Genomic DNA, 23963 nt, shown 5'->3' on the forward strand with positions numbered 1-23963 from the left:
TCACAGCTCCAGCGCGCCGGTCACGAACTCGAAGCTGACGGAGCCGGTAGCGCGCGTCCGGTACTCGCCGTCCCGGAACAGAAAGACCGTCGGCGTCCCGCTCACGTCGGCCGCTCTGCTCGCGTCGAGGTCCGTCTCGACGGCGTCGGCGTGGGCCTCCTTCTCGGCGTCGGCGACGACCCCCGCGGCGTCCACGTCGGTCTCGGCGTCGAGAAACGCTTCGGTCCGGTCGAGGACGTTATCCGGGCCGAAGGCGTCCTGCCGGTCGAAGTAGTGGGCGGCGAGCGTCCAGAACGCGTCCGCGTCCCGGGCGAACGTCGCCTCGAGGGCGTAGATGGCCGGCTCACCCCACGGGTAGACGACCGGGATGGTCCGGGCGACGAACGTCGCCTCGCCGGGGTCGACGAGCTCCGACCGGATCTTCGGGACCGTGTTCCGCTCGAAGGTGGCACACCGGGGACAGGACGGATCCTCGAAGGCGACGATGGTGGCCGTCGCGGACCCGGGGTCGGGGCCGAGACGGGGCTGGGCGGCCAGGTCCGCCCCGACCGGATGGGTGGAGAGCGAACGTGCTTCGTCCCCGTTTCCGTTCCCGGCCCCGCCGCCCGTTCCCAGACAGCCGGCACCGAAAAGCGAGAGTCCCGCTCCGAGGGCGCCACGACGCGTGAGCCGTTCCGGGACCGAACCGTTCATGCAGGGACGGACCCACCGGGCGGAAAAGACGTTTCGCCGGGTGTGAGCGGCGGGCGCACGACCCCTTATTCCAGCGGTGCGACGAGTTCGACGACGTGCCCGTCCGGATCCTCGATGAAGGCGGTGCGCGCGCCGGCCGCGGGCTGGTCGCCCGGTTCCTCGACGACGCCGTAGTGATCGACCGTCTCGAAAACCTCGTCCACGTCGTCGACGCCGAGGGCGAGGTGGTCCCAGGCGGTCCCCGCCTCGAACTCCGTCTCGCCGTCGGTCTCGGAGAGCTGGATCTCGACGCCGTCGGGGTCGGCGACGTACCGGTTCTCCGTCTCGCCGTCGGGCGTCTCGAACGACCACGACTCCTCGAAGCCGAACTGCTCGTAGAACTCGATCGACTCGTCCGCGTCGGCGACGTTCAGACAGACGTGAATCAGGTTCATCGCGTCTCCGACACGCCCCGCCGCGGACAAAAAGATGTCTGAACGGGGCAGACCACCCGGGGGTCCGCCACGCGACCCCGAGCAGTGTGTCGATTCGCGGAATCGTGCGTGGTCGTTCGTGTAGGATTCTGTCGGTCGCGGCAATTATTCAGACATCACGTTCAGATAGACTGCAAGACGGCGACGGGGCGCTCAGAGACCGTAGCGTAGGAGTTATACCAACTCAGTACGGTGTGTGACGCATGGCCATTGATGAACGATCAACGGAATTAGAGACCTCGGCGGACTCCCTGGGGCACGACCACCCCGACGCCGAGGAGTATCGGGCACTGGCCGAAGACCTCCGCGAAGGCGTGCAGGGGGACGTCTCCTTCGACGAGTACGCGCAGGTACTCTACGCGACGGACGGGAGCATCTACCAGGCCAAGCCCGCGGGAGTCGTGTTGCCACAAACGGTCGACGACGTGAAACACACCGTCGAGACGGCGGCCGAACACGGCGTGCCGATCCTGCCCCGAGGCGGGGGGTCCTCGCTCGGCGGACAGACGGTCGGGCCGGGTTGTGTCGTCGTCGACTTCACGCGGTACATGGACGACATCGTCGACGTCGACCCCGAGGGACAGCGCGCGGTCGTCCAGCCCGGCGTCGTCCAGGACCACCTCGACAACCGGCTGGAAGACCACGGTCTGAAGTTCGCACCGGATCCGGCGTCCTCGAACCGTTCGACGGTCGTCGGCGGCATCGGCAACAACTCCACGGGAGCACACTCGGTGCGGTACGGCATCACCGACGCCTACACCGAGGAACTCGACGTCGTGCTGGCGGACGGGTCGCTGATCCACACCGAGGAGGTCGTCCTCGACGGCGAGGAGTGGGAGGAGAAGGTTTCCGGTGACGGTCTGGAGGCCCGGATCTACGAGACGACTCGCCGCCTCGTCGAGGAACACGAGGAAGAGATCGAGGAGAAGTATCCCGACCTCAAACGGTCCGTGTCGGGGTACAACCTCCAGAAGGTCATCTACGAGAACGACGCGGGCGAGGAGGTCATCAACCTCTCGAAGCTCTTCGTCGGCGCGGAGGGGACCCTCGGCGTCATCGTGGAGGCCGAGGTGTCGCTGGTCACCCTGCCCGAGGAGACGGCGCTCGTCCTCTACTGCTTCGACGACCTCGTCGAGACGATGCAGGCCGTTCCCGAGGCACTCGAGTTCGACGTCGGCGCCGTGGAGTTGATGGACGACGAGGTGTTCCAACTCGCCGCCGACTCGACGGAGTACGCCCAGTACGTCGAGATGATTCCCGAGGGGACGAAGGCGGCGCTGATGCTGGAGTTCGACTCCGAACTCGTCGACGACTTCGAGGCGGCCATCGCGGAGACGAACGACTACTTCGTCGAGAACGGCGACGCCTTCCACGCCATCGAGGCCTACACCGAGGAAGACCAGGCCGACATCTGGAAACTCCGCAAGGCCGCTATTCCCCTGCTCATGGGGATGAAAGGCGACCCCAAGCCGTACCCGTTCATCGAGGACGCGACGGTGCCGCCCGAGGAACTGTCGGAGTACGTCTTCGAGTTCGAGGAGGTCCTGGAGGATCACGGCACCTCCGCGGCCTACTTCGCCCACGCCGGGAGCGGGACGCTCCACATCCGACCCATCCTCAACCTCAAGGACGGGGAGGGCATCGAGAAGATGCACTCGATCACCGAGGACGTTACCGACCTGGTGCTCGACCACTACGGGTCGTTCTCGGGCGAACACGGCGACGGGATGGCGCGGACGGAGTTCAACCCCAAGATGTACGGGGACGAACTCTGGACCGCGTTCAAGGAACTGAAGACGGCGTTCGACCCCGACTGGCATATGCACCCGGGTAACGTCGTCTACCGCGAGGGGCCGGAGGATATCGGTCCCGATTCGGAGCGGGGCGTCAACGCCGACATGCGCGAGAACCTGCGCTACGGCGCGGACTACCAGTCGGTCGAGCCCCAGACCGCGCTCGACTTCGAGGACGAGGGTGGCTTCTCCCATCTCGTCGAACTGTGTAACGGCTGTGGCACCTGCCGGCAGACGGACTCGGAAGTCATGTGTCCGACCTACCGGGCCAGCAAGGAGGAGATCCAGACCACCCGCGGCCGTGCGAACATGCTCCGGGCGGCGATCAGCGGCGAACTCGACGAGGACGAGATCTACTCCGATCGCTTCCAGGAGGAGGTCATGGACCTCTGTGTCGGCTGTAAGGGCTGTAAGAGCGACTGCCCGACCGGCGTCGACATGGCGAAACTGAAGACGGAGGTCAAACACCAGTACCACCAGGAGGAGGGTGTCAGCCTCCGCGAGCGGGTGTTCGCGAACATCGACACGCTCTCGAAGGTCGGCTCGATGCTCGCGCCCGTCTCCAACATCGCGCCCAAGATTCCGGGCGCGCGCAAGGTGATGGAGGAGGCCATCGGCATCTCGAGCGAGCGCGAACTGCCCACCTTCGCGAGCGAGAGCCTCGAAGCCTGGTTCGAGCGCCGCGGCCGCTGTCAGATGGCCCCGAGCGACGCGGAGGATCAGGTGTTGCTCTTCCCCGACACCTACACGAACTACATCTACCCCGACGCCGGGAAGGCGGCCATCGAGGTGCTCGAGGCGGCGGACGTCTTCGTCCGCATCCCCGAGGACGTTGCTCCCTCCGGGCGTGCGGCCTTCTCGTCGGGGATGCTCGATCTGTGCCGCGAGCGCGCCGAGCGGAACGTCTCGGCGCTGCGGGAGGCCGTCGACGACGGCTGGTCGGTCGTGTTCATCGAGCCCTCGGACGCCGTCATGTTCCAGGACGAGTACCGCGACCTGCTCTCGGGATCGGCCGTCGAGGCCGTCGCCGACGCCGCCTACGGAGTCATGGAGTACGCCGACGTGGCCGGACTGCCCGAGTCGGTCGAGTTCGCCACGCCCGAGCAGTCGCTGTCCTACCACGGCCACTGCAACCAGAAGGCGACGAACAAGGACCACCACGCCCTCGGCGTCCTGCAGGGTGCGGGCTACGACGTCGACCCGCTCAACACGACCTGCTGTGGGATGGCGGGCTCCTTCGGCTACCACGAGGAACACTACGACATCTCGCAGGCCATGGGGAACCTGCTGTTCGAGGAAGTCGAGGAGAGCCCGGGCGATCAGGTGACTGCACCCGGGGCGTCGTGTCGCTCCCAGCTCGGCGACGAGTACGACGACCATCCGCCACACCCGGTCGAGAAGCTCGCGGACGCGCTGTGATGAGCGAGAGAACGTTCACCGTCACTGTCGACGGCACGGCGGTCGGGGCCACGTGGGCCGACGAGAGCCCCGAGACGCGCCGAGCGCTGGCCGACGCGTTCCCGCTCGAAGGTGAGGCCACCCGCTGGGGCGACGAGCTCTACTTTCGCGTCCCGGCCGACGTCGGCGCCGAGGACCCGCGGGCGGCGGTCGAACCCGGAGCGATAGCCTACTGGCCACAGGGGCCGGCGCTCTGTCTGTTCTGGGGACCGACGCCGGCGAGTACGGATTCGACGCCGCGGGCCGCGTCGCCGGTGAACGTCGTCGCCCACCTCGACGATATCGCTCCCTTGTCGGTCCTCCCGAGCGGTGCCGGCGCGACGGTTCGCGTCGCCGACGACTGACAGGAATCCGACTCCCTCCCGTCTCACATATTCCCCTTCTAGAGCCGCTCACACTCCGTTGAGTGGCTTCTGCGCGTGGCTGCCGAATAGAACCATTACTCCGCTGTCATGCATCGATGATTATTTATGATATGACAAGCCTGGATAACATGGATCGCACAGACGATGGTAGCATGACCCACGAAGTATGATCCCATCCAACCAGGGGAGACAATGACAGATACCCACGACGAAAAACGAGTCGAAACCGACGGTGGTCTGACGGAGGACGACGTCCACACGACCGCCGAAGTCGGTGAACAGTATCGTGCGACGGTGTACCGGGACGTCGACTACGACGACCTCGAGGTGGCACCCGAGACGAGTGAGTACCCGAGTACGGACGGCAAATGGGGCTTCCGGAAATACGACATGCCGAAGGTCCCGAAAGTGTCCCACCTCGTCGGACCGAGCGCCATCATGCTCGGTGCGTCGCTCGGGAGCGGCGAGACGATGTTCTGGCCGACGCTGGTCGCCCAGAACGGGTGGGGCCTGTACTGGGCCTTCTGGGTCGGCGTCATCACCCAGTTCTTCATCAACACGGAGATCCAGCGCTGGACGATCGCCACGGGCGAGAGCATCTTCCGGGCGTTCGACCGGATGAACAGCTTCTGGCCGTGGTTCTTCCTCGTGGCCGGCTTCTTCCACGTCGGGTGGCCCGGCTGGGCGGCCGGCGCGTCGGAAGTACTGGCCGTCTGGACCGGGATCGTTCCCCGCGGGAACTGGGCCGTCATCGGCGTCGCGACGATGATCCTGATCTGGCTCAGCTACCAGGCCGGACCGATCCTGTACAACGCCATCGAGAAGGCCCAACTGATATTGATGTTCGTCGCCATCTTCGGCGCGGTGATCCTGGCCTTCATCGCCGGCTCGGTCGGCCAGTTCGCCAACATCCCTGCCGGGGCCGTCAACTTCGGCGCGCTCCCGCAGGACATGGACATCGCAACCTTCCTCGGCGGCCTCGCGTACGCGGGCGCCGGCGGGTATATCAACCTCGCACAGGGCATCTGGGCCCGCGAGAAGGGGTACGGCATGGGTACCTACCAGGGCCGGATCAAGAACCCCCTCCGCGGCTCCGAGCCCGAGGAGGTCCACGGCGGCTTCACCTTCGAGCCGACGAAGAAGAACCTCCTCCGCTGGAAGCAGTGGTGGAAGGTCACCCAGCAGGAGCACTTCCTCACCTTCGTCCTCGGTCTGCTCATCGTCGCGACGGTCGCGATGACTATCTCCGCCGAGTACGCCAGCGGGACGGATCAGGGCGCCATCAACATGTGGCTCGACGTGATCATCCCGCAGCTGGGCGCGCTGCAGGCCCAGCTGATGTACGCGGTGATCTTCATCGCCCTGTTCAGCACCCAGTACGCCATCCTCGAGGCCTTCGTCCGCAACAGCGTGGACATCATCTTCGAGGGGTACGGCCGCGGTGCCGGGTGGGACCTCTCGCGGGTCTTCCTCGCCCTGCTCACGCTCTTCACGCTGTGGGGCATCCTCATCATCGTCGCCCAGTTCCAGCAGCCGTGGATCCTGCTGGTCATCGGTGCCGCCATCGCCGGCGCGATGATGTGGCCGTACAACGCCTTGGTGACCATCCTGAACACGACGCGACTGCCCGAACACACCCAGCCCGGCTGGGGCCGCATCATCGCGATGTGGTGGGCGACCGGCTTCTTCGGGTACTTCACCGTGCTGCTCATCGGTGGCGTGCTCACCTCGCCGGAGTCCTACGGGCTGAACTTCCCGGCCTTCGAGACGACGGTCGGTGTCGTCGGGAGCGGCCCGGCCGGCTACGCGCTGTGGGTGTTCGCGCTCGTCGTACAGATCTACACGATGTATCGCTCCGCGACCGGGAAGATGAACGCTTCCGGCACCGTCGAGGGGTCGGAAGACGCGCGCGGCTTCCTGTCGTAACGCACCGCTTCGCCGACCAACCGTTTTTTATTGCCGTCGTCGCCAAGTGAGACCATGGCATCCCAGACGCAGTCCCCGGACCGTCCGCTCGGGACCCTGTTGCGGTTGCTGGTCACCTATCGCCTCTTCATCTATCTCGGCGGGCTGATCGCCATCGGCGTGCCGCTTTTCCTCCGGCGGGCCTACGGCACGGAGCTCTCTCCGGGCGCTCGCACGGCCATCGTCGTCGTGAGCCTCGGACTGATGATCGCGACGTACATCGGCGAACGCCGCGTGGGCCGCGACCACGTCGACGCCGAAACCGGCGAGTCGACGGAGTCGTACTCGCTGCGTCTGCGGGCGTCCATCGCGACGGCCGTCGTCGGCCTCGCAATCGGCATCTACGTCGTCATGGAAGTCAACCCGCTCACGGGGGCCTTCTTTATCATCGGTGCGTTCCTCTTTGCCTACATGGGGTACCGAACCGAACGGGAGGGTGCGAATGGCGTCTGAAGCCGGGGGCGCCCCCGACGCCGAGCTCGACGAGTCGGACCTGGAGGTCGACCTCGACGAGTTCGACGACCTCCCTACGACCGACATCGAGACCGAACTTCACGTCCACTTCGGGATGGCCGGCTCCTTCCCGCTGCGGATGGCCGACATCTTCTTCGCGAGCGACGGGCTTCACCTCGCCGAGTACAGCTACATCACGCCCATGTTCGGGCTGGGGACGAAGAAACACCGCCGCGAGGCCAGCGCGATGCAGGAGATTTACGAGGTCCACGGCCTCGACGAGGTGCTGTTGCAGGCCGACACCGTCTACTGGTTCAACTACGAGGGGATCGACCGCGTGGTGCTCAACCGCGGCGGCCGCTTCGGCCGGCCGAAGCTCACCGTCTACCCGGCCGACGAGGGGGCCCGATCGAACGCCTACCGACTCCACGAGAACGACGACACGGACGCCCTCGCCGCCGAGTTGCGCGAGGTCGCCGAGGGCCGACCCTTCGAGGTAGTCGTCGAATCCGGCTGGGGGTTCGCCCCGCGCGAGAACGTCCAGCGGTTCTTCAGTTAGGCGTCGATCCGACGCGTTCCCGGCCGCGGAGCCAGACGTGGCCCGCGGCGGCGACGACGACGCCAACGACGTAGAGCGCGATCAGGACCACGGACAGCAGGGCCCGGCCGACGGCACCGGTCCGGTCCCGGCGGTCGGCCAGCGATCCGCAGGCGTCGACCAGCCACCGGACGGCGCGGGTCGGTCCCGTGTCGGGGTGGCGAGCGAGCGTCGCGGCGATGGGCGGACTCATGGCCTCGTAGACGCGGAGGAGCGCCCGTCCGGAACGGGTCGGCGCCATCACGTCCGCGCGGAAGCCACGCAGCGAGTCGAGGGTGGGCCCCTCGCCGGCGGTGGCGGTCGTGATGAAGCAGTTGGAGTGGTGCTGTGTGATCTCCGCGCGGTGGAGGTCGCTCTTCCGATAGCGCGTCGTCTCGGCGGGCGGGAAGTCCGGATCGGCACAGACGAGATACTCCGTCTCCGTGTGCCGGAGGAAGACCTTCTCGTGGTCGAACTGCTTGCCGGCCGCGGTCACCACCAAGAGGTGTTTCTCCCGCCCGTCGCCGACGCCCATCTCCGACAGGTCCTCGTCCCCGTCCGCCGGCGGCCCCGCCCCGTCGTCAGTGCTCATACGGGTACACGAACGGGCACCGTAATGAGCGTTGTCCGATGGCCGGCCGGCGACCTTTTGCCGGTCGAAGCCCAATCGTGAGCGTGTCGCCGCCGATAACCGTCCTCCTGAGTTCCCTCCTCTTTCGGACGATCATCGTCGGCGCCGTCCTGCTGGTCGTGAAGTTCATCTACGAGGGCGTGTTCATGCAGGCGGGGATGTTGTTGCTCGCCCTCTCCTTTTTCGCCTACCTCTCCTTTACCGAGGCCCGGCTGCTGGAGTGATCAGAGGTAGCCGTTCTCGACCAGCAACTCGCCGTTCAGGACGCTGGCGCCGGCGGCGCCGCGGACGGTGTTGTGAGCGAGGCAGTTGAACTTGACGCCGTGGTCGGTGGACTGGACGCCGCCGACACAGATCTGCATCCCCTGACCGCGCATCCGGTCCATCCGGGGCTGGGGTCGCTCGGGGTCGTCGAAGACGTGGATGAGCTGGTTCGGCGCGCTCGGCAAGTCGACGCCGGGGAACTCCCGCATCGCGTCCGCAACTTCGTCCACGTCGGGGTCGTCCGCGAGGTCGACGAAGGCGTTCTCCAGGTGGCCGTCGAGCGTTGGGATGCGGTTACAGGAGGCCGCGACGTCCATGTCGTGCCAGGCGACCGCCGCGCCGTCGAAGTCGCCGAGCAGTTTCCGGGACTCGGTCTCCATCTTGTCCTCCTCGCCGCCGATGTGGGGGATGGCGTTGTCGATGATCTCCATGGAGGTGACCCCGGAGTAGCCGGCGCCGGAGACGGCCTGCAGGGTGGAGACGTCGACGCGTTCGATGCCGAACCGATCGAGCGCCGCGAGCGGCGGAATCATCGTGATGGTCGAGCAGTTCGGGTTCTTGACGAGGGCGCCGTCCCAGCCGCGCTCGTCGCGCTGGACCTCGATCAGGTCGAGGTGGTCGGGGTTGATCTCGGGAATCGTCAGCGGGACGTCCTCGGCCAGCCGGTCGTTCGAGGAGTTCGAGGAGATGACGTAGCCGTCGCGCGCGAAGTCCTCCTCGACGTCGACGGCGACGCTGGAGGGGAGCGACGAAAAGAGAAGGTCGACGTCGTCCGGCACCGCCTCGGGCGTCGTCTCGCGGACGGTCATCTCGGCCACGTCGACGGGGATTGGGGAGTCGACCCGCCACTTCGCCGCCTCCCGGTACGGTCTGCCCGCGCTGTCCTCGCTGGCGGTGAGCGCTGCGAGTTCGAACGTCGGGTGCCCGTCGAGAAGCTGGATGAACCGCTGTCCCACCGCACCGGTCGCACCGAGGATGCCGACTCGTACTGACATACGAGCCCATGCGGTTCACTCGCATAAGGCCGTTTGGATTCGGCGCCACCGCGCCAACGCGGCGAATCGACCGAACAGTCGGTTATCGCCACGTATCTCTCGGAGATCCAACGGATCGTCCACCCTTCGGATGTTTCGGTTCCGGATCGGAACCGTCGGGGCGAACGGCGGGGTGTCGGGTCGATCGGGTCAGTTCACCGATACACTAACAGGGGAATCGCCTGAAAGGGGGGATATGTTCCGCAAAGTCCTCGTCGCCAACCGGGGCGAGATCGCGGTGCGCGTGATGCGCGCCTGCGAGGAGCTGGGGGTCCGGACGGTGGCCGTCTACAGCGAGGCGGACAGACACGCCGGGCACGTCCGCTACGCCGACGAGGCGTACAACGTGGGGCCGGCCCGGGCGGCGGACTCGTATCTCGACCAGGAGGCGGTGCTGGAGGCGGCCCGGAAGGCCGACGCCGACGCCATCCACCCGGGATACGGGTTCATGGCCGAGAACGCGTCGTTCGCGGAGCGGGTCGTCGAGAGCGAATGTACGTGGATCGGACCGCCGCCGTCGGCGATGGAGCGGTTGGGCGAGAAGACGAAGGCCCGGCGCGTGATGGACGCCGCGGGCGTCCCCGTCGTGCCGGGGACGACCGATCCCATCGAGGACCCCGACGAGGTGGAAGCCTTCGCCGAGGAACACGGCTACCCGGTGGCGATCAAAGCCGAGGGCGGCGGCGGTGGCCGCGGCATGAAGATCGTCGAGGGGCCCGACGAGATCCAGGCACAGTTCGACGCCGCCAAACGCGAGGGCGAGGCCTACTTCGACAACGACTCCATCTACCTGGAGCGCTATCTCGACGCGCCACGGCACATCGAGGTACAGATCGTCGCCGACCACCACGGCAACGTCCGCCACCTCGGCGAGCGGGACTGCTCGCTCCAGCGTCGCCACCAGAAGGTCGTCGAGGAGGGCCCCAGCCCGGCGCTCTCCGACGACCTGCGCGAGCGGATCGGGGCGGCCGCCCGCCGGGGCATCGCCGAGACCGACTACACGAACGCCGGCACCGTCGAGTTCCTCGTCGAGGACAGCGCGGGTTCGAAGAACCCGCGGGCAGACGACGAAGTCGTCGACGGCGAGTTCTACTTCCTCGAGGTCAACACGCGCATCCAGGTCGAACACCCCGTCACCGAGATGATCACGGGCATCGACATCGTCAAGGAACAACTCCGCGTCGCCGCGGGCCAGGAGATCGGCTTCGCACAGGAGGACGTCGAAATCGACGGTCACGCCATCGAGTTCCGCATCAACACCGAGAACGCGGCCAACGATTTCGCGCCCGCGACCGGCCGACTCGACACCTACGACCCTGCGGGCGGGATCGGCGTCCGCGTCGACGACGCCGTGCGCCAGGACGACGAGATCGGCGGCGACTACGACTCCCTGATCGCGAAACTGATCGTCCACGCGGGCGACCGTGAGGAGTGTCTCGCCCGCTCGGAGCGTGCCCTCCGCGAGTTCGACGTCGAGGGCATCCACACCGTCATCCCCTTCCACCGGCTGATGGTGACCGACGAGCGGTTCACCGAGGGGACCCACACCACGAACTACCTCGACGAGGAACTCGACCCCGAGCGCATCGACCGCGCGGTCGAGCGCTGGGGCCCCGACGCGGAGGACGACGCGGAGGACGACGCCGACGAGACGGTGACCGAACGCGAGTTCACCGTCGAGGTCAACGGCAAGCGCTTCGAGGTGAACCTCGAAGAGCGGGGGGCGCCACCGCTCCCGACGGACGCCGGGACGGGCGACGCCGCGGGCGGCGGTGGGATGGATCGCCCCGACGCCGCCACCGACGACGGCGAGGGGAGCGTGGCCGCCGGCGACGGCGAGCGCATCGAGGCCGAGATGCAGGGGACGATCCTCTCGGTCGAGGTGGCGGCCGGCGACGAGGTGGCGGCCGGCGACGTGGTGCTCGTCCTCGAAGCGATGAAGATGGAAAACGACGTGGTCGCCGAGAGCGGCGGCACGGTCGCCGAGGTGCTGGTCTCGGCGGGCGAGAGCGTCGACATGGGCGACCCGCTGGTCGTCCTCGAATGAGCGAGCGCGACACTCGTCGACGACTGCTCGACGAACTCGCCGCCGCCGAGGGGCCGGTGTCGGGGCCGGTCCTCGCGGACCGCCTCGACGTCTCGCGGGCGGCGGTCTGGAAACAGATCGAGGCGCTGCGCGAGGCGGGGTTCGAGGTGGCGAGCGGCGCCGACGGCTACGCCGTCCGGTCGATCCCCGACTACGGCGCCGACGCCATCGCCTACGGCCTCGACACCCCGTACGCCGTCGAGTTCCACGACCGGCTCCCGAGCACGAACGACCGGGCGCGCGAACTCGCCGCCGAGGGGGCGAGCGATCGACTGGTCGTCGCGGACGAACAGACCGGCGGGCGCGGACGGCTCGACCGCTCCTGGGACTCGCCGCCCGGCGGCGTCTACGCGAGCCTCCTCCGGCGGCCCGACCGACCCCCGGCCCACGCGCCCGTCTTCACCCTCGCGGCGGCGGTGGCCGTGACTCGCGCCTGCCGGGAGGCCGGCGTCGACGCGGTCATCAAGTGGCCCAACGACGTGTTAGTCGCCGGGTCGGAGCGAAAGCTCGCCGGCGTGTTGACCGAGATGGAGGGCGAGGCCGACCGGATCTCCTGGCTGATCGTCGGGATCGGTGCGAACGTCGACGTCGACGGGGCGACGCTCCCCACGGGGGCGACGAGCGTCCGTGCGGCGGGCGGCGACGTCGACCGCCGGCGGTTCTGCCAGCGGGTCGTCGAGACGGTCCACGGCCTCGCCCCCGACGCCGTGCTGCCGGCGTGGCGCGAGAACGCCGTCACGCTCGGCCGACTGGTCCGCGTCGAGACGCCCGGGGGGACGGTCGAGGGCGAGGCCGTCGACGTCGAGTTCCCAGGGGCGCTGGTCGTCCGAACCGACGACGGCGACCGCGTCGTCCACGCGGGCGACTGCGAACACCTGCGGCCCGCCTAGTCCTCCACGGGGACGGTCGTCACGGGGACCGACGAGGCGCGGATGACCCCCTCGGCGACGCTTCCGAGGAGGAGGCGGTCGATACCGCCGCGGCCGTGGGTGCCCATCACCACGAGGCCACAGTCGTTCGCCTCCGCGTAGCGGACGATCTCCCGACTCGGCTTGCCCTCGACCACCGCCGTTTGGACGGGGACCACCGGCTCGTCCGCCTCCGACCGCTCGACGGCGATCTCTCGGACCCGAGCCACGGCCATCTCCGCATCCTCCCGGAGCAGGCCGTCGACGCTCTCCCACGAGGACTCCATCGCCAGCCCCGCGTAGGCGTCGGAGTTGAGCACGTAGAGTCCGTGAACGGTCGCGTCGTGGATCGTCGCCACCTCGATGGCGTGTTCGATGGCTCGCTCGACGCCGTCCGATCCGTCGGTCGGGACGAGGATGCGTTCGTACGCGACCATGTGCACTGATACCACACCTCGATACATAACTCTTGACACCGGTCGCGGACGTGGCGACGACCCCCGAGCGGGATGGTTAAATCGCGGTCTGAGCTTAGTGTACCGTTATGTCGTCGTGTAATCGAGTCGTTCACATGGCCCTCCAACTCGGCCGAACGTGTATCGACGGTATCGAACGGGTGTTGACCCGGACCGGCGCCCTCCTGCTCGTCGGTCTGATCGGCATCCAGTTGCTAACTCAGTCGCTAATCAACACGGCGGTGGTGGATATCTTCCCGGCCGGACCGGCGGGGGAGCTCGAAGCGCTGCTCGGCTTGACCCTGCCGATCCCCGGAGCCGTCGCCGGCGTCCTTTTCGTCTGCGTCATCGTCCTCAGTTCCGCGTACTTCGTCGTGCTGTCGCGAGCGCTCACTCGTCCGACGGCGGAGCTTTCGACGTTCCCGCCGACGCTGTGCACGCGGCGGCTCGGCCGCGCGACGCTGTCGATGCTCGTCGGGGGGCTGGTCGTCGGGGTCGCCGTGACGCTCGGGTCGATCCTCCTTTTACTGCCCGGAATCTTCCTCGCGGTCTGCTTCCTGTTTTTCATCTTCGCGGTCGGCGTCGAGGATCGGAGCTGGATCGGCGCCCTCAAGCGGAGCTGGGCGCTCTCGCGGAGCCACCGACTGAAACTCGCCGTCGTCGTGATCCTCGCGGGCCTGATCGGTGGCGCGGTCGGGACGGTCGGAACGGTGCTCGATCTCGCCCGCTCGCCGGTCGTCGCCGAACTCGTCTCGAACACCCTCAGTAGCGTCCTCTTCGTCTTCCTCTACGGGATCATGGCGTCCGCGTATCTCCGGGTGCGTGACGAACGCGCCGGCGGGAGCGGGCGATCCGGGGCGACCGATCCGACGGGAAGCGTCGACGCCCTGGACGGGTAACGGAACGGCGCGAAACCGCCGTGACGGTGCTCCCCGACCTACAGCACGACCCGGTCGACGTCGTCGACGCCCGCGCGCCGGACGACGGCCCGAACCGGATCGCGGGCCCCGGCGAGGTTGTCGGAGTCGCCGTCGAGGACGAGCAGTTTCGCCGGGCGTCCCGGCTCGATCAGGCCGCAGTCCAGGCCCACGAGTTCGGCGCCGTTGACGGTCGCCATCCGCAACACGTCGCGGGCGTCGACGGTCCCCACTTTCGCCGCGAACGCCATCTCGCGGAACATCGACGGGCTGTTGAGCATGACGTTGTCCGTCCCGAGCGCGACGGTCGTCCGATCGAGCAGGTCGGCGACGGGCGGGGTGCCGACGCCGGTGACGAGGTTCGATCGGGGACAGACCACGACGGGGACGCCCGCGTGTTCGATCCGGTCGAGGTGGTGGGGTTCGGGGTGGACGACGTGGACGAGGAACGTGGGATCGAGGTCGAGCGCGGGGTCGAGATCGGTGGGGTCCCGCTCGCCCGCGTGGATGCCGAACGGCTTGCCGGCCTCGCGTGTGGCGGCCCGTTCGTCGGTGAAGTCGGCGTCGCGGGCACCGCTGGCACCGAAGCCGTCGGCCTCGTGCATCGCCGCGACCGTCTCCCGGCCGAGGACGACCGCCGCGACGTCGAGGCCGTCGAGCGCCGCCCGGACGGCCCGCACGCCGTCGACGCCGCCCTCCCGGAACTCGACGGTCGCCGCCGTTCCCGAACGCTCCATGAACCGGAGGGAGCGGCGCATGGCCGCGACCTTCTCCGCGTCGCTCGCCGCCCGCAGGAGGCGGTGTTTGAGGCCGTCCGGCGGGGCGACCAGTTCGTCGAGCGAGAGGCCGGCGCCGGCCTCCTTGGCGATGGAGTCGCCGATGTGCGTGTGCGCGTTGACGAAGGCCGGACAGACGATGGCGTCGCTCTCGACGTCCGACTCCTCGACGGCGACGATTTCGCCATCCTCGACGACGATCCGGCCCTCGACCGGATCGAACGCGCGCCCCCGGAGGATGGTGCCCTCGACCTGCATGTGCGAAGTGGGGCGAGCGCGGGCCTTGAAGCTATCCGAACTCGTCGAGCGTGGCGTCGAGGCCGCGGCGAACCGTCGAGACGAGCGCGCCGTCGATGTCGAGTCCGAGGGTCCGGACGGCGGTCCGGCCGACCCGGTCGACGGCGCCGGGAGGCGCGTAGACGCCGAGGCGCCACTGGTTGCGACCCGCGGTCCGGAGCGCGGAGACGAGCGGCGACTGCCGGTCGAGTCGCCGGATTTCGCCGTTGACGACGACCCGCGACGAGGATTCGCGGATCCCCGGCGGCGGCGGTACGTCGAGGATCACCGCGTCCGGATCCAGGTCGGCGTCGGTCGCCATCTCGCGCTCCAGGTCCCGGATCCGATCGTGGTCCGCCTCGCGGAGCGACGCGGGCACGTCGTCGAGTTCGGCCCACACGGCCCGCTTGTAGAGGTCGCGAGTCGAGAGGCGGTCGGCCAGGTCGGCCGTCGCGTCGGTCCGCCGGAGCGTCACCAGCAGGTCGGCGTCGTCGAAGCGGCGCACGCGCTCCGGGTCGTGGCCGGTGTCGTCGAGGAGTCGTTCGGTCGCCCGCCGGAGCATCGCCTTCCCGATGCGCGCGACGTGGTGCTGGTACACCGTCGGGTTCATCAGCGCCCGGGCGAGCAGGAGGCTCTCGGCGGTCTGGACGTTCCCCTCCGCGATGACGAGTTCGCCGTCCCGGAAGGTGAGCTCCCGGACCAGCCGGCCGTGGTCGATAGTGCCGTACGGCACACCCGTGTGGTGGGCGTCGCGGACGAGGTAGTCCATGCGGTCGACGTCGAGTTCGCCGGAGACGAGTTGGCCGTACCGGCCGTCGCCGGCGATCAGGTCGGCGACGGCGGCGGGCTCGAGGTCGTGGTCCCGGAGGACGGCCCCCACCCGGCCGCTCGTGACGAGGTCGTCCACGTCGTCGTGGAGCTTGCCCGTCCGCCGGTAGAGGAGGCGTTCGACGTTGTGGCTGAACGGGGGATGTCCCACGTCGTGCAGGAGGGCGGCGGCACGCACCCGTTCGGCCGTGCGCCCCGCGACCCCGAGGTGACCGAGCGCCTCGCTCGCGAGGTGGTAGACGCCGAGGCTGTGTTCGAAGCGGGTGTGGTTGGCCGACGGATAGACCAGGGAGACGGTCCCGAGCTGGCGGACCCGCCGGAGCCGTTGCATGGCCGGCGTGTCCAGCAGGTCCTCGGCCACGCCCGTCACCTCGATGTGGTCGTGGACGCTATCCTTGATCGTCGCCATACCGACGGGTTCGGCGGCCTCGGATATATACTCGGGGCCGGACGCCGACGGAGGCGGACGAACCGGCCCGGGACTCTATGGTCGTCCAGCGCGTCCATCCGGCCATGACGACCGTGGCGATACTCGTCTACGACGGGTTCGACGAACTGGACGGGGTCGGTCCCTTCGAGGCCTTCGGGATGGCGGCCGACGCGGGCGCACCCTTCGAGACGTCGCTCGTGACGCTGGACGAACGGGAGCGGATCACGGCGTCCCACGGCCTCCGGATCGAGCCCGACGGGCGACTGGCCGTCGACGACCCGCCGGATCTGGTCGTCGTCCCCGGTGGCGGGTGGAACGACCGCCGCGAGCAGGGGGCGTGGGCGGAGGCCGAACGCGGCGCCATTCCGGACGCGCTCGCCCGGGCCCACGACGCGGGCGCGACGCTGGCGGCCGTCTGTACCGGCGGAATGTTGCTCGCCCGCGCCGGCCTGCTCGACGGGCGGCCGGCCGTCACCCACAGCGGCGCGCTCGACGACCTGCGGGCGACCGAGGCGCGCGTCGTCGACGCCCGCGTCGTCGACGACGGCGACGTGGTGACCGCCGGCGGGATCACTTCGGGGTTGGATCTGGCGCTCCACCTGATCGAGCGGTTCGCGGACCGCGAGACGGCCGAGGGGGTCGCGGAGGGACTGGAGTACGAGCGACGGGGCGAGCGCTGGACGTCGTGAGTCGGCCCCGTCAGGCCTCGGTCAACCGGAGCAACCACCCGATCAGGAGCGCGGCGAGACCGCCCCCGGCCGCGAGCGCGTACCACCCGGCGGCGTAGCCGGCGGTGTCGACCAGGTAGCCGAACGCCGGCGGGGCGACCAGTCCGCCGACGTTGATCGTGAGCTGGCCGCCGGCGGTCGCCTCGCCAACCCGGTCAGCGGGAACGAGCGCCGTCATGCAGGCGTAGTAGGTGGCGGGGATCCCGAACAGGAAGAGACCGAGGGCGGCGAAGCCGGCGGCGGCGACGAGCGGCCCCTCGACGAGGGTGACGGCGACGAGACAGGCCGCGCCGGCGAGCGACTGGCCACAGAGGACGAGCGCGCTCGCCCGGGCGTCGCCGGCGGGGAGGCGGTCGACGAGGACGCCGCCGCCGATCCGGCCGACGCTCCCGGTCAACTGGACCAGCGCGAGGGTCGTCCCCGCGAGGCCGGCGGCGACGGCCACCGATTCGGTGAGATAGAGGACGACGTAGGCGGTGGTGGTGAAGATGGTGCCGCCGTAGAAGAAGCCGGCCGCCGCGAGCGTGCGGTAGTCGGGGCGGGCGAGCAGCCCACGGACGTCGGGGAGGCCGGGCGAGCCGTGACCGCCGTCGCCGCGATACCAGTAGCCGAAGGCGACGGCGACGAGGGCGGCCGCAGCGGCGGCGACGAAAAAGCCCCCGCGCCACCCGAAGCGCGTGGCGGCCACCCACGTCACCAGCACGGCCCCCAGCCCGCTCCCGACGGTCACGCCGACCTGTTTGAGGCTCATGGCCAGGTTCCGGCGACCGGGCGGCGCGACGGCGAGGATGGCGCGGTTGGTCGCGGGCATGGCGGCCGCGTAGGCGCCGCCGATCACCAGCAACGCGACCAGGAGCGCCGGATAGGTGGGCGCGACCCCCACCCCGACCGCGCCGGCGCCGAGCGCGAGGAGGCCGGCGATCATGACCGGCCGCTCGCCGTAGCCGTCGACCAGCGCCCCCATCACGAACAACAGGAGGGTGTAGCCGAGCATCGTCGCGGTGATGGTGACGCCGACGAGGGTTCGCGAGAGCGTGAACTCCGTCCGGAGGAAGGCCGTCGCGGCGAAGATGGCGTAGAAACAGAGGCTAGCGACCGTCTGCCACCCGCTCACCAGTCCGACGCCACGCCAACCACGCATCGTACTCCCCCGTCGACCACCCCGTTACAAGGGTCTGTTCATCCGCTCGAACGCCCGTGTGGCGTGTTAGCGTGCGTTTCCTCAAAGCTTAACAGCGTCCCGATACATCATCTGTGTGGAGGTTATTCCAATGAGCTACGAACTCGACCCACTTCCGTACGATTACGACGCACTGGAGCCGCACATCTCCGAACAGGTGCTGACCTGGCATCACGACACCCACCATCAGGGCTACGTCAACGGCTGGAACAGCGCCGAGGAGACCCTCGAGGAGAACCGCGAGGCGGGCGACTTCGGCTCCTCGGCGGGCGCCATCCGGAACGTCACCCACAACGGGTCGGGGCACATCCTCCACGACCTGTTCTGGAACAGCATGTCGCCGGAGGGAGGCGACGAGCCGAGCGGCGCCCTCGCCGACCGGATCGAGGAGGACTTCGGCTCCTACGAGGCCTGGAAGGGCGAATTCGAGGCCGCCGCCGGCAACGCCAGTGGTTGGGCCCTGCTCGTATACGACAGCTTCTCGAACCAGCTTCGCAACGTCGTGGTCGACAACCACGACGAGGGCGCGCTCTGGGGTTCCCATCCCATCCTCGCGCTCGACGTCTGGGAGCACTCCTACTACCACGACTACGGCCCGGCCCGCGGCGACTTCGTCGACAACTTCTTCGAGGTCGTCGACTGGGAGGAACCGAGCGCCCGCTTCGAGCAGGCCGTCGAACTGTTCGAGTAAGCGGTAGCCGCAACGCGACGACTCGGCCGATCCGATTTTTTTCGCCCCCACCCAGCCAGTGGCGATACCACGCCGTCAGTTTCGACGACCTAACCAAACAGCACAAGCCGGATGACAACGTTCGAACCAGTATGACACGATCGGTTACGCGACGGCGCCTCGTCGTCACCGCAGGCACGCTGACAGCGGCTCTCGCCGGCTGTACCGGCGGGACGGACGACACAGCCGAGCCGACGCCCACGACGACGGACTCGACGGCCGCCCTCACCGATTCCGCGCCCGTTCCCGAGGACGCGTCGTGTGGCGTCTGTAACATGATGCCCGCGAAGTTCCCGGACTACAACGCCCAGTTGACCGTCGAGGCGGGCGACCGCGTCTTCTTCTGCTCGTCGGGCTGTCTGGCTGCCTACTACGTCGACCCCGGCAACTTCGAGCCGGCCCACGAGGGCGCGACGTTCGCGGGGCTCTGGGTCCACGACCACGAGACGACGGAGTTGATCGGCGCACGGTCGGCGTGGTTCGTCCGCGAGACGAACGCCGATCGGGTAGCCGACCCGATGCAGCGCAACCCGTTGCCCTTCGCTGCCGAGAGCGACGCGGAGGCGTACGTCGCCGAGTACGACGATCTCTCCGAATCGGATATCCTCCGTCTGACCGACTTCGATATGGATCTGGCGACGTTCTACCGCGGCCGCTTCTTCGAGTAGGTTCGGTACCGTTTACGGGGCCGCCCGCCTATCCACACGCATGCCACGACCCAAGGAGTCGTTCGACGAAACCTTCGCCTGTGAGTTCTACACGCCCGAGGAGTTGCTCGACCCGGAGCGGATGTACACGATCGGGGAGATCGCCCGCCTGTTGCAGGGGCTGGAGCCCGACGCCGAGGTCGACGAGGGGACCGAGGCCGTCATCGTCGACTGGGCGGTGCCGTGGGTGATGATCAACGCCGAGGACCTGGTGATCGCCGAACCGCCGACGGAGGAGGATCCGGGCTACTACGGCCTGCGGGAGGACTAGCCCATCCGCGCCGCCTCGCCCGCCCGTTCGACGGTCGCGTAGGCGTCGGTCGTGACGCTCGGCCCGTGGCCGGTATGGAGGGCCGCGAGGTCGGGATCGACCGTCTCCCGGAGCCGGTCGATGCTCCGGATCAGCGTCTCGCGGTCCCCTTCCTCCAGATCCGTCCGTCCGAAGGCGCCGTTCGCGAACACCAGATCGCCCGCGAAACAGACCCGTGTCGACGGCGCGTACAGGCAGACGTGATCGTTCTTGTGGCCCGGCGTGTGGACGACCGAGAAGTCGTCGTCGCCGAGGCGGACCGTCCCGCCGAGTTCCCGGTCGACCGACGGCTGACCCGGATCGTACCCCCACGTCTCGACGCCGAAGGCCTCGCGGACGGCGTCGACGTTACCGACGTGGTCCGGGTGGGTGTGGGTGAGGACGACGGCGTCGAGGCCGTCGCTCCGGGCGTCGACGCGGCTCACCACTTCGAAGTTCGCGCCGGTGTCGACGAGTACCGTCCGGTCGCCGGTCACGAGGAAGGCATTGCTGGTGAACGCCTGCACGTCGGCCGCGAGGTTCTCGATATCGGTCATGTGGTTGCCCTACCGGTCCTCGCGGCTTGAACGGTTCGTCCCGGCCTCGCTCCGCTATCCCTCCGCGTAGCGAGGGGACCGCGTCCCTCGGGCCCACCGTCGAACCGGCGGATTGCCGTCCCCGGGCCTCCGCGGCGTCCGCGGCCGTGGGACTAGTTCCGCACCCACTCTTCGAGCGTGAACGCCTCGTACTCCGTGCGGTCGGCGAGGTTCCAGTCGTCGGGGTTCCAGTCGGGGAAGGACGTATCGCCCTCGTACTCGTCGGGGATCCGACTGAGCACCATCCGGTCGGCGTGGGGCTGGAACAGGTCGTAGATCGCCGCGCCGCCGATGACGTAGGCCCGGTCGCTCCCGAGCGATTCGACGGTCGCCACCGCGTCGTCGACGCCGGTGGCGTGGTGGGCCGACGCGACGTCGTACTCGGTCGTCGACCGACTCAACACGACTTGGGCGGTCCCGGGGAGGTCGTCGCGCATCGAATCGAAGGTTCGCCGACCGAGGATCACGGGCGAATCCGCGATCCGTTCCCGATACTGGCGCTTGTCGGCCGGGATCGACGGCCACGGCAGGTCGCCGTCCCGACCGATCACGCCGTTCGCCGCCACCGCGGCGACGGTTATCAGTTGCATGCCGTCTCTCACCTCACCGCCGTCCGCGGCCGTCCGTCGGCGGACGCCGCGACGCGCATCCGTTCCATCGGGGATTATCGTCGCGGCGTGGACAAAAACGTCCCCCTCGGGTCGTCGGTCCCACGATGGGGCACTCCCGATGGTTAAAGTAGCCCGGCGCCCCCCTCGAAGTTATGGACGTCAAACTGCTCGAAGCGACGCCCGATCCGGAGCGGGTGATCTGCTCGGCGGCGCGAAACGACTACCTCTCGGAGTTCGTCGGCGACGTCCCCTTCCAGGAGGCGATGGAGGGGATCGACGGCGACACGATCGAGGAGAAACGGGAGACGCTGATCGGCCACCTGCTGGATCACGGCCACTTCGGCCCGTTCGAGCATCCGCAGGCGACCTTCGCCATCAAGGGCGTCAGCCGGTCGTGTATGGCCCAGATCACGCGCCACCGACACGCCAGTTTCGACATCCAGAGCATGCGATACGTCTCCTTCGACGACGTCGACCCCGCGGACGTCGAGGAGGGAGCGATGGTGGTGACGCCGCCGTCGGCGGTCGATCCCGACTGGATCGGCCGCAACCAGTCGAGCGGCTCCGTCGACGAGGAGACGGTCGCCGAACGCAAGCGCGTCTTCCGCGAGACGGTCCGTGACTCCGTCGAGTCCTACCAGCGACTGCTCGACCTGGGGATGCCGCCGGAGGACGCCCGCTTCGTCCTCCCCATCGGCACCGAGGTCAACATCGTCATGTCGGTCAACGCCCGGATGCTGATGCACATCGCGGACATGCGCGCCGCCGCCGACAGCCAGTGGGAGATCCGGGAGATGACCGAATCCATCCTCGACCTGGCCGCCGACTGGTGTCCGACCACCTTCGAACACTACGAGAAACACCTGAAGGGTCGGAAGAACCGCCTCGCGCCCTGATCCGCGATCCGAGGCGCCGACACGTCGTCGCCACGACTTATTTCCGTCTCCGTGTGCTACTGTTTGCCATGGTTGATCGACCGGTCACGGCCGGCGAGACGTACGTCGTCGCCATCGAGGAGTTGGGCGACGAGGGCGACGGGGTCGGCTACGTCGACGAGTTCGCCGTCCTCGTCGACGGCGCGTCGCTCGGCGAGACGGTGCAGGTCGAGATCACCGACGTGGGGTCGAACTTCGCCCAGGCCGACGTCCTCGGCGACGAGTTCGGCTTCGACTGATACGGATTATTGTAACTGTTTACCGGGGGTTCGCCAGGATAGTCCGGCGAACCACCGGTACTGACGTACAATAACCAGTATGAGGGGAGTCGCCGGGACGGGTCGATGGGCGTCCCGACGATCCGAACGTCTTTCCGAACCGCCACCCCACGGCCGAGCATGTACCTCACCTTCCTCGGCACCGGGAGCGCGATGGCGCTCCCCGACCGGGCACAGACCGGTCTGTTGCTCGACGACGGTGACCGGCGCCTGCTGGTCGACTGCGGTGCGGGCGTCCTCCACCGCCTCGCGGGGACCGACGCGGGTTACGAGGGCGTCTCGACGGTGCTTCTGACTCACCACCACCTGGATCACGTCTCCGACCTCCTAGCGCTTCTGAAGGCGCGGTGGCTGGCCGGCGAGGACTGGCTCGAAGTCGTCGGCCCCCGGGGGACGAAGGCCCTGGTCGACGACCTGCTCTCGGCTTTCGACTACCTCGACGGCCGGGTCGACCTCCGGGTGCGCGAGGTTGGCGCCCACGAGTTCTCGGTCGCCGGCTTCGACGTCAGCGCCCGCGAGACGCGGCACTCGGTCGACGGCCTCGCGTACCGGTTCGCGGGCGCTGCGGGCGACCTCACGATCAGTAGCGACACGGAGGCCTTCGAGGGGATGGCCGCCTTCGCCGACGGCTCCGCGGTCCTCGTCCACGACTGCTCGTTTCCCGACGACGTCGACGTCTCGAATCATCCCTCACCGTCGACGCTCGGCGACGCCCTGGCGGGCCACGACTACGGACGGGTCTACCTGACCCACCTCTACCCCCACACCGAGGGCCGTCACGACGAGATGCTGGACGCGGTCGAACGGCGGTACGACGGCGACGTGCGCTTCGCCCGCGACGGGCTCCGCGTGGAGTGTTAGATCACGTCCTCCGGGTCGTGTTCGGCGGCCATTCGCCGGGCTTCGGCCGCGTACTGCTCGCGCCGGTCGTCCGCGACGTCCCCCAGGTCGGTCGGGGACGCCTCGACCGCCGCGGTCGTATCGCGGACATCGGAGAAGGAGGTGAGCGCGCGCTCTCCCGAAGTACCGCTCGCCATCGGTCGTCGCGTACGTGAGGATGATGACGTTCTGCTCGTCGTCCGAGTACGTCCGCTCCACGAGCCAGACCCGGACGGTGTCGTCGGTGGCCATGGGCCAGGCGACGGGGCCCCCGAGTGAAAAGCGACCGGCCGGACCGCGCCGTCGCTACGTCGTGTGAGTCCGGTGAATCGCCTCGGGGTCAAGCCCGGGGTATTCGCCTTGTCCGCCGATAAAAAACGGCGTCGTGTGAGCCGTCGCTCCGAAGCGACGGGTCGAAAGTCGTCTTAGTTGCGAACGACGTTGGTCGCGCGCGGACCCTTCGGGGAGTCCTCAATTTCGAATTCCAGTTCCTGTCCTTCCTCGAGGTCCGGACCGCCAACGTCCTCCATGTGGAAGAAAACGTCGTCGTCAGCATCCTCAGTCTCGATGAAACCGTAGCCGCCAGTGTTGTTGAAGAAATCAACCTTACCGTTTGCCATTGCAAATATACGTACAGCCGCTTCGGGG

Annotated in this window: 27 protein-coding genes and 1 pseudogene; 16 read left to right on the forward strand and 12 right to left on the reverse strand. The window is 68.3% G+C overall.

What is annotated here, in order from left to right; translation table 11 throughout:
* Together NO364_RS10090 and NO364_RS10095 are read right to left on the reverse strand one after the other, a co-directional pair.
* Entirely contained in the window at positions 1-693 is a 693-nt protein-coding gene (locus tag NO364_RS10090; RefSeq protein ID WP_257627441.1) for a DsbA family protein, read from the reverse strand.
* A 65-nt stretch (positions 694-758) separates the two neighbouring features.
* Positions 759-1127 carry a VOC family protein gene (locus tag NO364_RS10095; protein ID WP_157690900.1) on the reverse strand — a complete coding sequence of 123 codons (369 nt, stop codon included), beginning with the start codon at positions 1125-1127 and terminating at the stop codon, positions 759-761.
* A gap of 242 nt (positions 1128-1369) precedes the next feature.
* Between NO364_RS10095 and NO364_RS10100 the strand changes: the two genes are divergently transcribed.
* From NO364_RS10100 to NO364_RS10120, 5 genes are all read left to right on the forward strand, one after another.
* Positions 1370-4378, forward strand: coding sequence for an FAD-binding and (Fe-S)-binding domain-containing protein (locus NO364_RS10100; RefSeq protein WP_257627442.1), 3009 nt, complete (start codon positions 1370-1372; stop codon positions 4376-4378).
* Complete coding sequence (locus NO364_RS10105; protein WP_257627443.1) at positions 4378-4761, forward strand: cyclophilin-like fold protein; 384 nt, start codon at positions 4378-4380, stop codon at positions 4759-4761. The genes NO364_RS10100 and NO364_RS10105 overlap by 1 nt, the downstream gene beginning before the upstream one ends.
* 213 nt (positions 4762-4974) lie before the next feature.
* Complete coding sequence (locus NO364_RS10110) at positions 4975-6708, forward strand: Nramp family divalent metal transporter (protein WP_157690897.1); 1734 nt, start codon at positions 4975-4977, stop codon at positions 6706-6708.
* 54 nt (positions 6709-6762) lie between these two features.
* Positions 6763-7200 (forward strand): hypothetical protein, encoded by a 438-nt coding sequence (locus tag NO364_RS10115; RefSeq protein ID WP_157690896.1) that lies wholly within the window; start codon positions 6763-6765, stop codon positions 7198-7200.
* The gene (locus tag NO364_RS10120) at positions 7190-7759 is read left to right on the forward strand and encodes a hypothetical protein (RefSeq protein ID WP_257627444.1); all 570 of its coding nucleotides are present in this window, start codon (positions 7190-7192) and stop codon (positions 7757-7759) included. Before NO364_RS10115 ends, NO364_RS10120 begins: the two co-directional genes overlap by 11 nt.
* Here the strand turns inward: NO364_RS10120 and NO364_RS10125 are convergent.
* Complete coding sequence (locus tag NO364_RS10125) at positions 7752-8369, reverse strand: CFI-box-CTERM domain-containing protein (RefSeq protein WP_257627445.1); 618 nt, start codon at positions 8367-8369, stop codon at positions 7752-7754. The two genes, NO364_RS10120 and NO364_RS10125, sit on opposite strands and share 8 nt — an antisense overlap.
* Positions 8370-8452: 83 nt before the next feature.
* On the opposite strand from NO364_RS10125, the gene NO364_RS10130 reads away from it, so the two are divergent.
* Positions 8453-8632 carry a hypothetical protein gene (locus NO364_RS10130; protein ID WP_157690893.1) on the forward strand — a complete coding sequence of 60 codons (180 nt, stop codon included), beginning with the start codon at positions 8453-8455 and terminating at the stop codon, positions 8630-8632.
* Here NO364_RS10130 and asd read toward each other — a convergent pair whose 3' ends face one another.
* A complete protein-coding gene (gene asd / locus NO364_RS10135; protein ID WP_257627446.1) occupies positions 8633-9667 on the reverse strand; it encodes an aspartate-semialdehyde dehydrogenase in 1035 nt (344 codons plus the stop codon).
* 235 nt (positions 9668-9902) lie between these two features.
* On the opposite strand from asd, the gene NO364_RS10140 reads away from it, so the two are divergent.
* Positions 9903-11753: an acetyl-CoA carboxylase biotin carboxylase subunit gene (locus NO364_RS10140; RefSeq protein WP_257627447.1), complete on the forward strand. Its 1851-nt coding sequence runs from the start codon at positions 9903-9905 to the stop codon at positions 11751-11753.
* Positions 11750-12682 (forward strand): biotin--[acetyl-CoA-carboxylase] ligase, encoded by a 933-nt coding sequence (locus tag NO364_RS10145; protein ID WP_257627448.1) that lies wholly within the window; start codon positions 11750-11752, stop codon positions 12680-12682. Before NO364_RS10140 ends, NO364_RS10145 begins: the two co-directional genes overlap by 4 nt.
* On the opposite strand, the gene NO364_RS10150 is transcribed toward NO364_RS10145, so the two are convergent.
* A complete protein-coding gene (locus tag NO364_RS10150; protein WP_157690889.1) occupies positions 12679-13137 on the reverse strand; it encodes a universal stress protein in 459 nt (152 codons plus the stop codon). The two genes, NO364_RS10145 and NO364_RS10150, sit on opposite strands and share 4 nt — an antisense overlap.
* A 134-nt stretch (positions 13138-13271) precedes the next feature.
* Here NO364_RS10150 and NO364_RS10155 point away from each other — a divergent pair, with 134 nt between their 5' ends.
* Positions 13272-14054 (forward strand): DUF7847 domain-containing protein, encoded by a 783-nt coding sequence (locus tag NO364_RS10155; RefSeq protein WP_257627449.1) that lies wholly within the window; start codon positions 13272-13274, stop codon positions 14052-14054.
* 38 nt (positions 14055-14092) lie between these two features.
* Here the strand turns inward: NO364_RS10155 and NO364_RS10160 are convergent, their stop codons facing one another.
* Both NO364_RS10160 and NO364_RS10165 read right to left on the reverse strand, forming a co-directional pair.
* Positions 14093-15106 (reverse strand): amidohydrolase family protein, encoded by a 1014-nt coding sequence (locus tag NO364_RS10160; protein WP_257627450.1) that lies wholly within the window; start codon positions 15104-15106, stop codon positions 14093-14095.
* Between the two features lie 31 nt (positions 15107-15137).
* Positions 15138-16361 carry an HD domain-containing protein gene (locus NO364_RS10165; protein ID WP_157690886.1) on the reverse strand — a complete coding sequence of 408 codons (1224 nt, stop codon included), beginning with the start codon at positions 16359-16361 and terminating at the stop codon, positions 15138-15140.
* A 104-nt stretch (positions 16362-16465) separates the two neighbouring features.
* Here NO364_RS10165 and NO364_RS10170 point away from each other — a divergent pair, with 104 nt between their 5' ends.
* On the forward strand, positions 16466-17071 hold the full coding sequence (locus NO364_RS10170) for a DJ-1/PfpI family protein (RefSeq protein WP_157691271.1): 606 nt from the start codon (positions 16466-16468) through the stop codon (positions 17069-17071).
* Positions 17072-17081: 10 nt separating this feature from the next.
* Here NO364_RS10170 and NO364_RS10175 read toward each other — a convergent pair whose 3' ends face one another.
* A complete protein-coding gene (locus tag NO364_RS10175; protein ID WP_157690885.1) occupies positions 17082-18251 on the reverse strand; it encodes an MFS transporter in 1170 nt (389 codons plus the stop codon).
* Between the two features lie 130 nt (positions 18252-18381).
* Between NO364_RS10175 and sod the strand changes: the two genes are divergently transcribed.
* The 3 genes from sod to NO364_RS10190 all read left to right on the forward strand — a co-directional run bounded on the left by sod (position 18382) and on the right by NO364_RS10190 (position 19998).
* Positions 18382-18981 (forward strand): superoxide dismutase, encoded by a 600-nt coding sequence (sod, locus tag NO364_RS10180; RefSeq protein ID WP_157690884.1) that lies wholly within the window; start codon positions 18382-18384, stop codon positions 18979-18981.
* A gap of 131 nt (positions 18982-19112) precedes the next feature.
* Positions 19113-19688, forward strand: coding sequence for a nitrous oxide reductase accessory protein NosL (locus tag NO364_RS10185; RefSeq protein WP_257627451.1), 576 nt, complete (start codon positions 19113-19115; stop codon positions 19686-19688).
* 40 nt (positions 19689-19728) lie between these two features.
* Positions 19729-19998 carry a DUF5827 family protein gene (locus NO364_RS10190; protein WP_257627452.1) on the forward strand — a complete coding sequence of 90 codons (270 nt, stop codon included), beginning with the start codon at positions 19729-19731 and terminating at the stop codon, positions 19996-19998.
* Here the strand turns inward: NO364_RS10190 and NO364_RS10195 are convergent.
* Together NO364_RS10195 and NO364_RS10200 are read right to left on the reverse strand one after the other, a co-directional pair.
* A complete protein-coding gene (locus NO364_RS10195; protein WP_257627453.1) occupies positions 19995-20573 on the reverse strand; it encodes an MBL fold metallo-hydrolase in 579 nt (192 codons plus the stop codon). The two genes, NO364_RS10190 and NO364_RS10195, sit on opposite strands and share 4 nt — an antisense overlap.
* 152 nt (positions 20574-20725) lie before the next feature.
* A complete protein-coding gene (locus tag NO364_RS10200) occupies positions 20726-21202 on the reverse strand; it encodes a dihydrofolate reductase (protein WP_157690880.1) in 477 nt (158 codons plus the stop codon).
* Positions 21203-21375: 173 nt separating this feature from the next.
* Here NO364_RS10200 and thyX point away from each other — a divergent pair, with 173 nt between their 5' ends.
* From thyX to NO364_RS10215, 3 genes are all read left to right on the forward strand, one after another.
* Positions 21376-22119 carry an FAD-dependent thymidylate synthase gene (gene thyX / locus NO364_RS10205; RefSeq protein ID WP_257627454.1) on the forward strand — a complete coding sequence of 248 codons (744 nt, stop codon included), beginning with the start codon at positions 21376-21378 and terminating at the stop codon, positions 22117-22119.
* A 68-nt stretch (positions 22120-22187) separates the two neighbouring features.
* Complete coding sequence (locus NO364_RS10210; RefSeq protein ID WP_157690878.1) at positions 22188-22397, forward strand: TRAM domain-containing protein; 210 nt, start codon at positions 22188-22190, stop codon at positions 22395-22397.
* A gap of 159 nt (positions 22398-22556) precedes the next feature.
* On the forward strand, positions 22557-23297 hold the full coding sequence (locus NO364_RS10215; RefSeq protein WP_257627455.1) for an MBL fold metallo-hydrolase: 741 nt from the start codon (positions 22557-22559) through the stop codon (positions 23295-23297).
* Here the strand turns inward: NO364_RS10215 and NO364_RS10220 are convergent.
* Both NO364_RS10220 and NO364_RS10225 read right to left on the reverse strand, forming a co-directional pair.
* Positions 23294-23498, reverse strand: a pseudogene (locus tag NO364_RS10220) (DUF7967 family protein). The gene NO364_RS10215 and the pseudogene NO364_RS10220 overlap by 4 nt on opposite strands.
* Positions 23499-23740: 242 nt before the next feature.
* Complete coding sequence (locus tag NO364_RS10225; RefSeq protein ID WP_157690875.1) at positions 23741-23935, reverse strand: cold-shock protein; 195 nt, start codon at positions 23933-23935, stop codon at positions 23741-23743.
* Positions 23936-23963 lie beyond the last annotated feature (28 nt).

This window comes from Haloplanus salinarum, assembly GCF_024498175.1.
In the GTDB taxonomy this organism is placed as follows: Archaea; Halobacteriota; Halobacteria; order Halobacteriales; family Haloferacaceae; genus Haloplanus; species Haloplanus salinarum.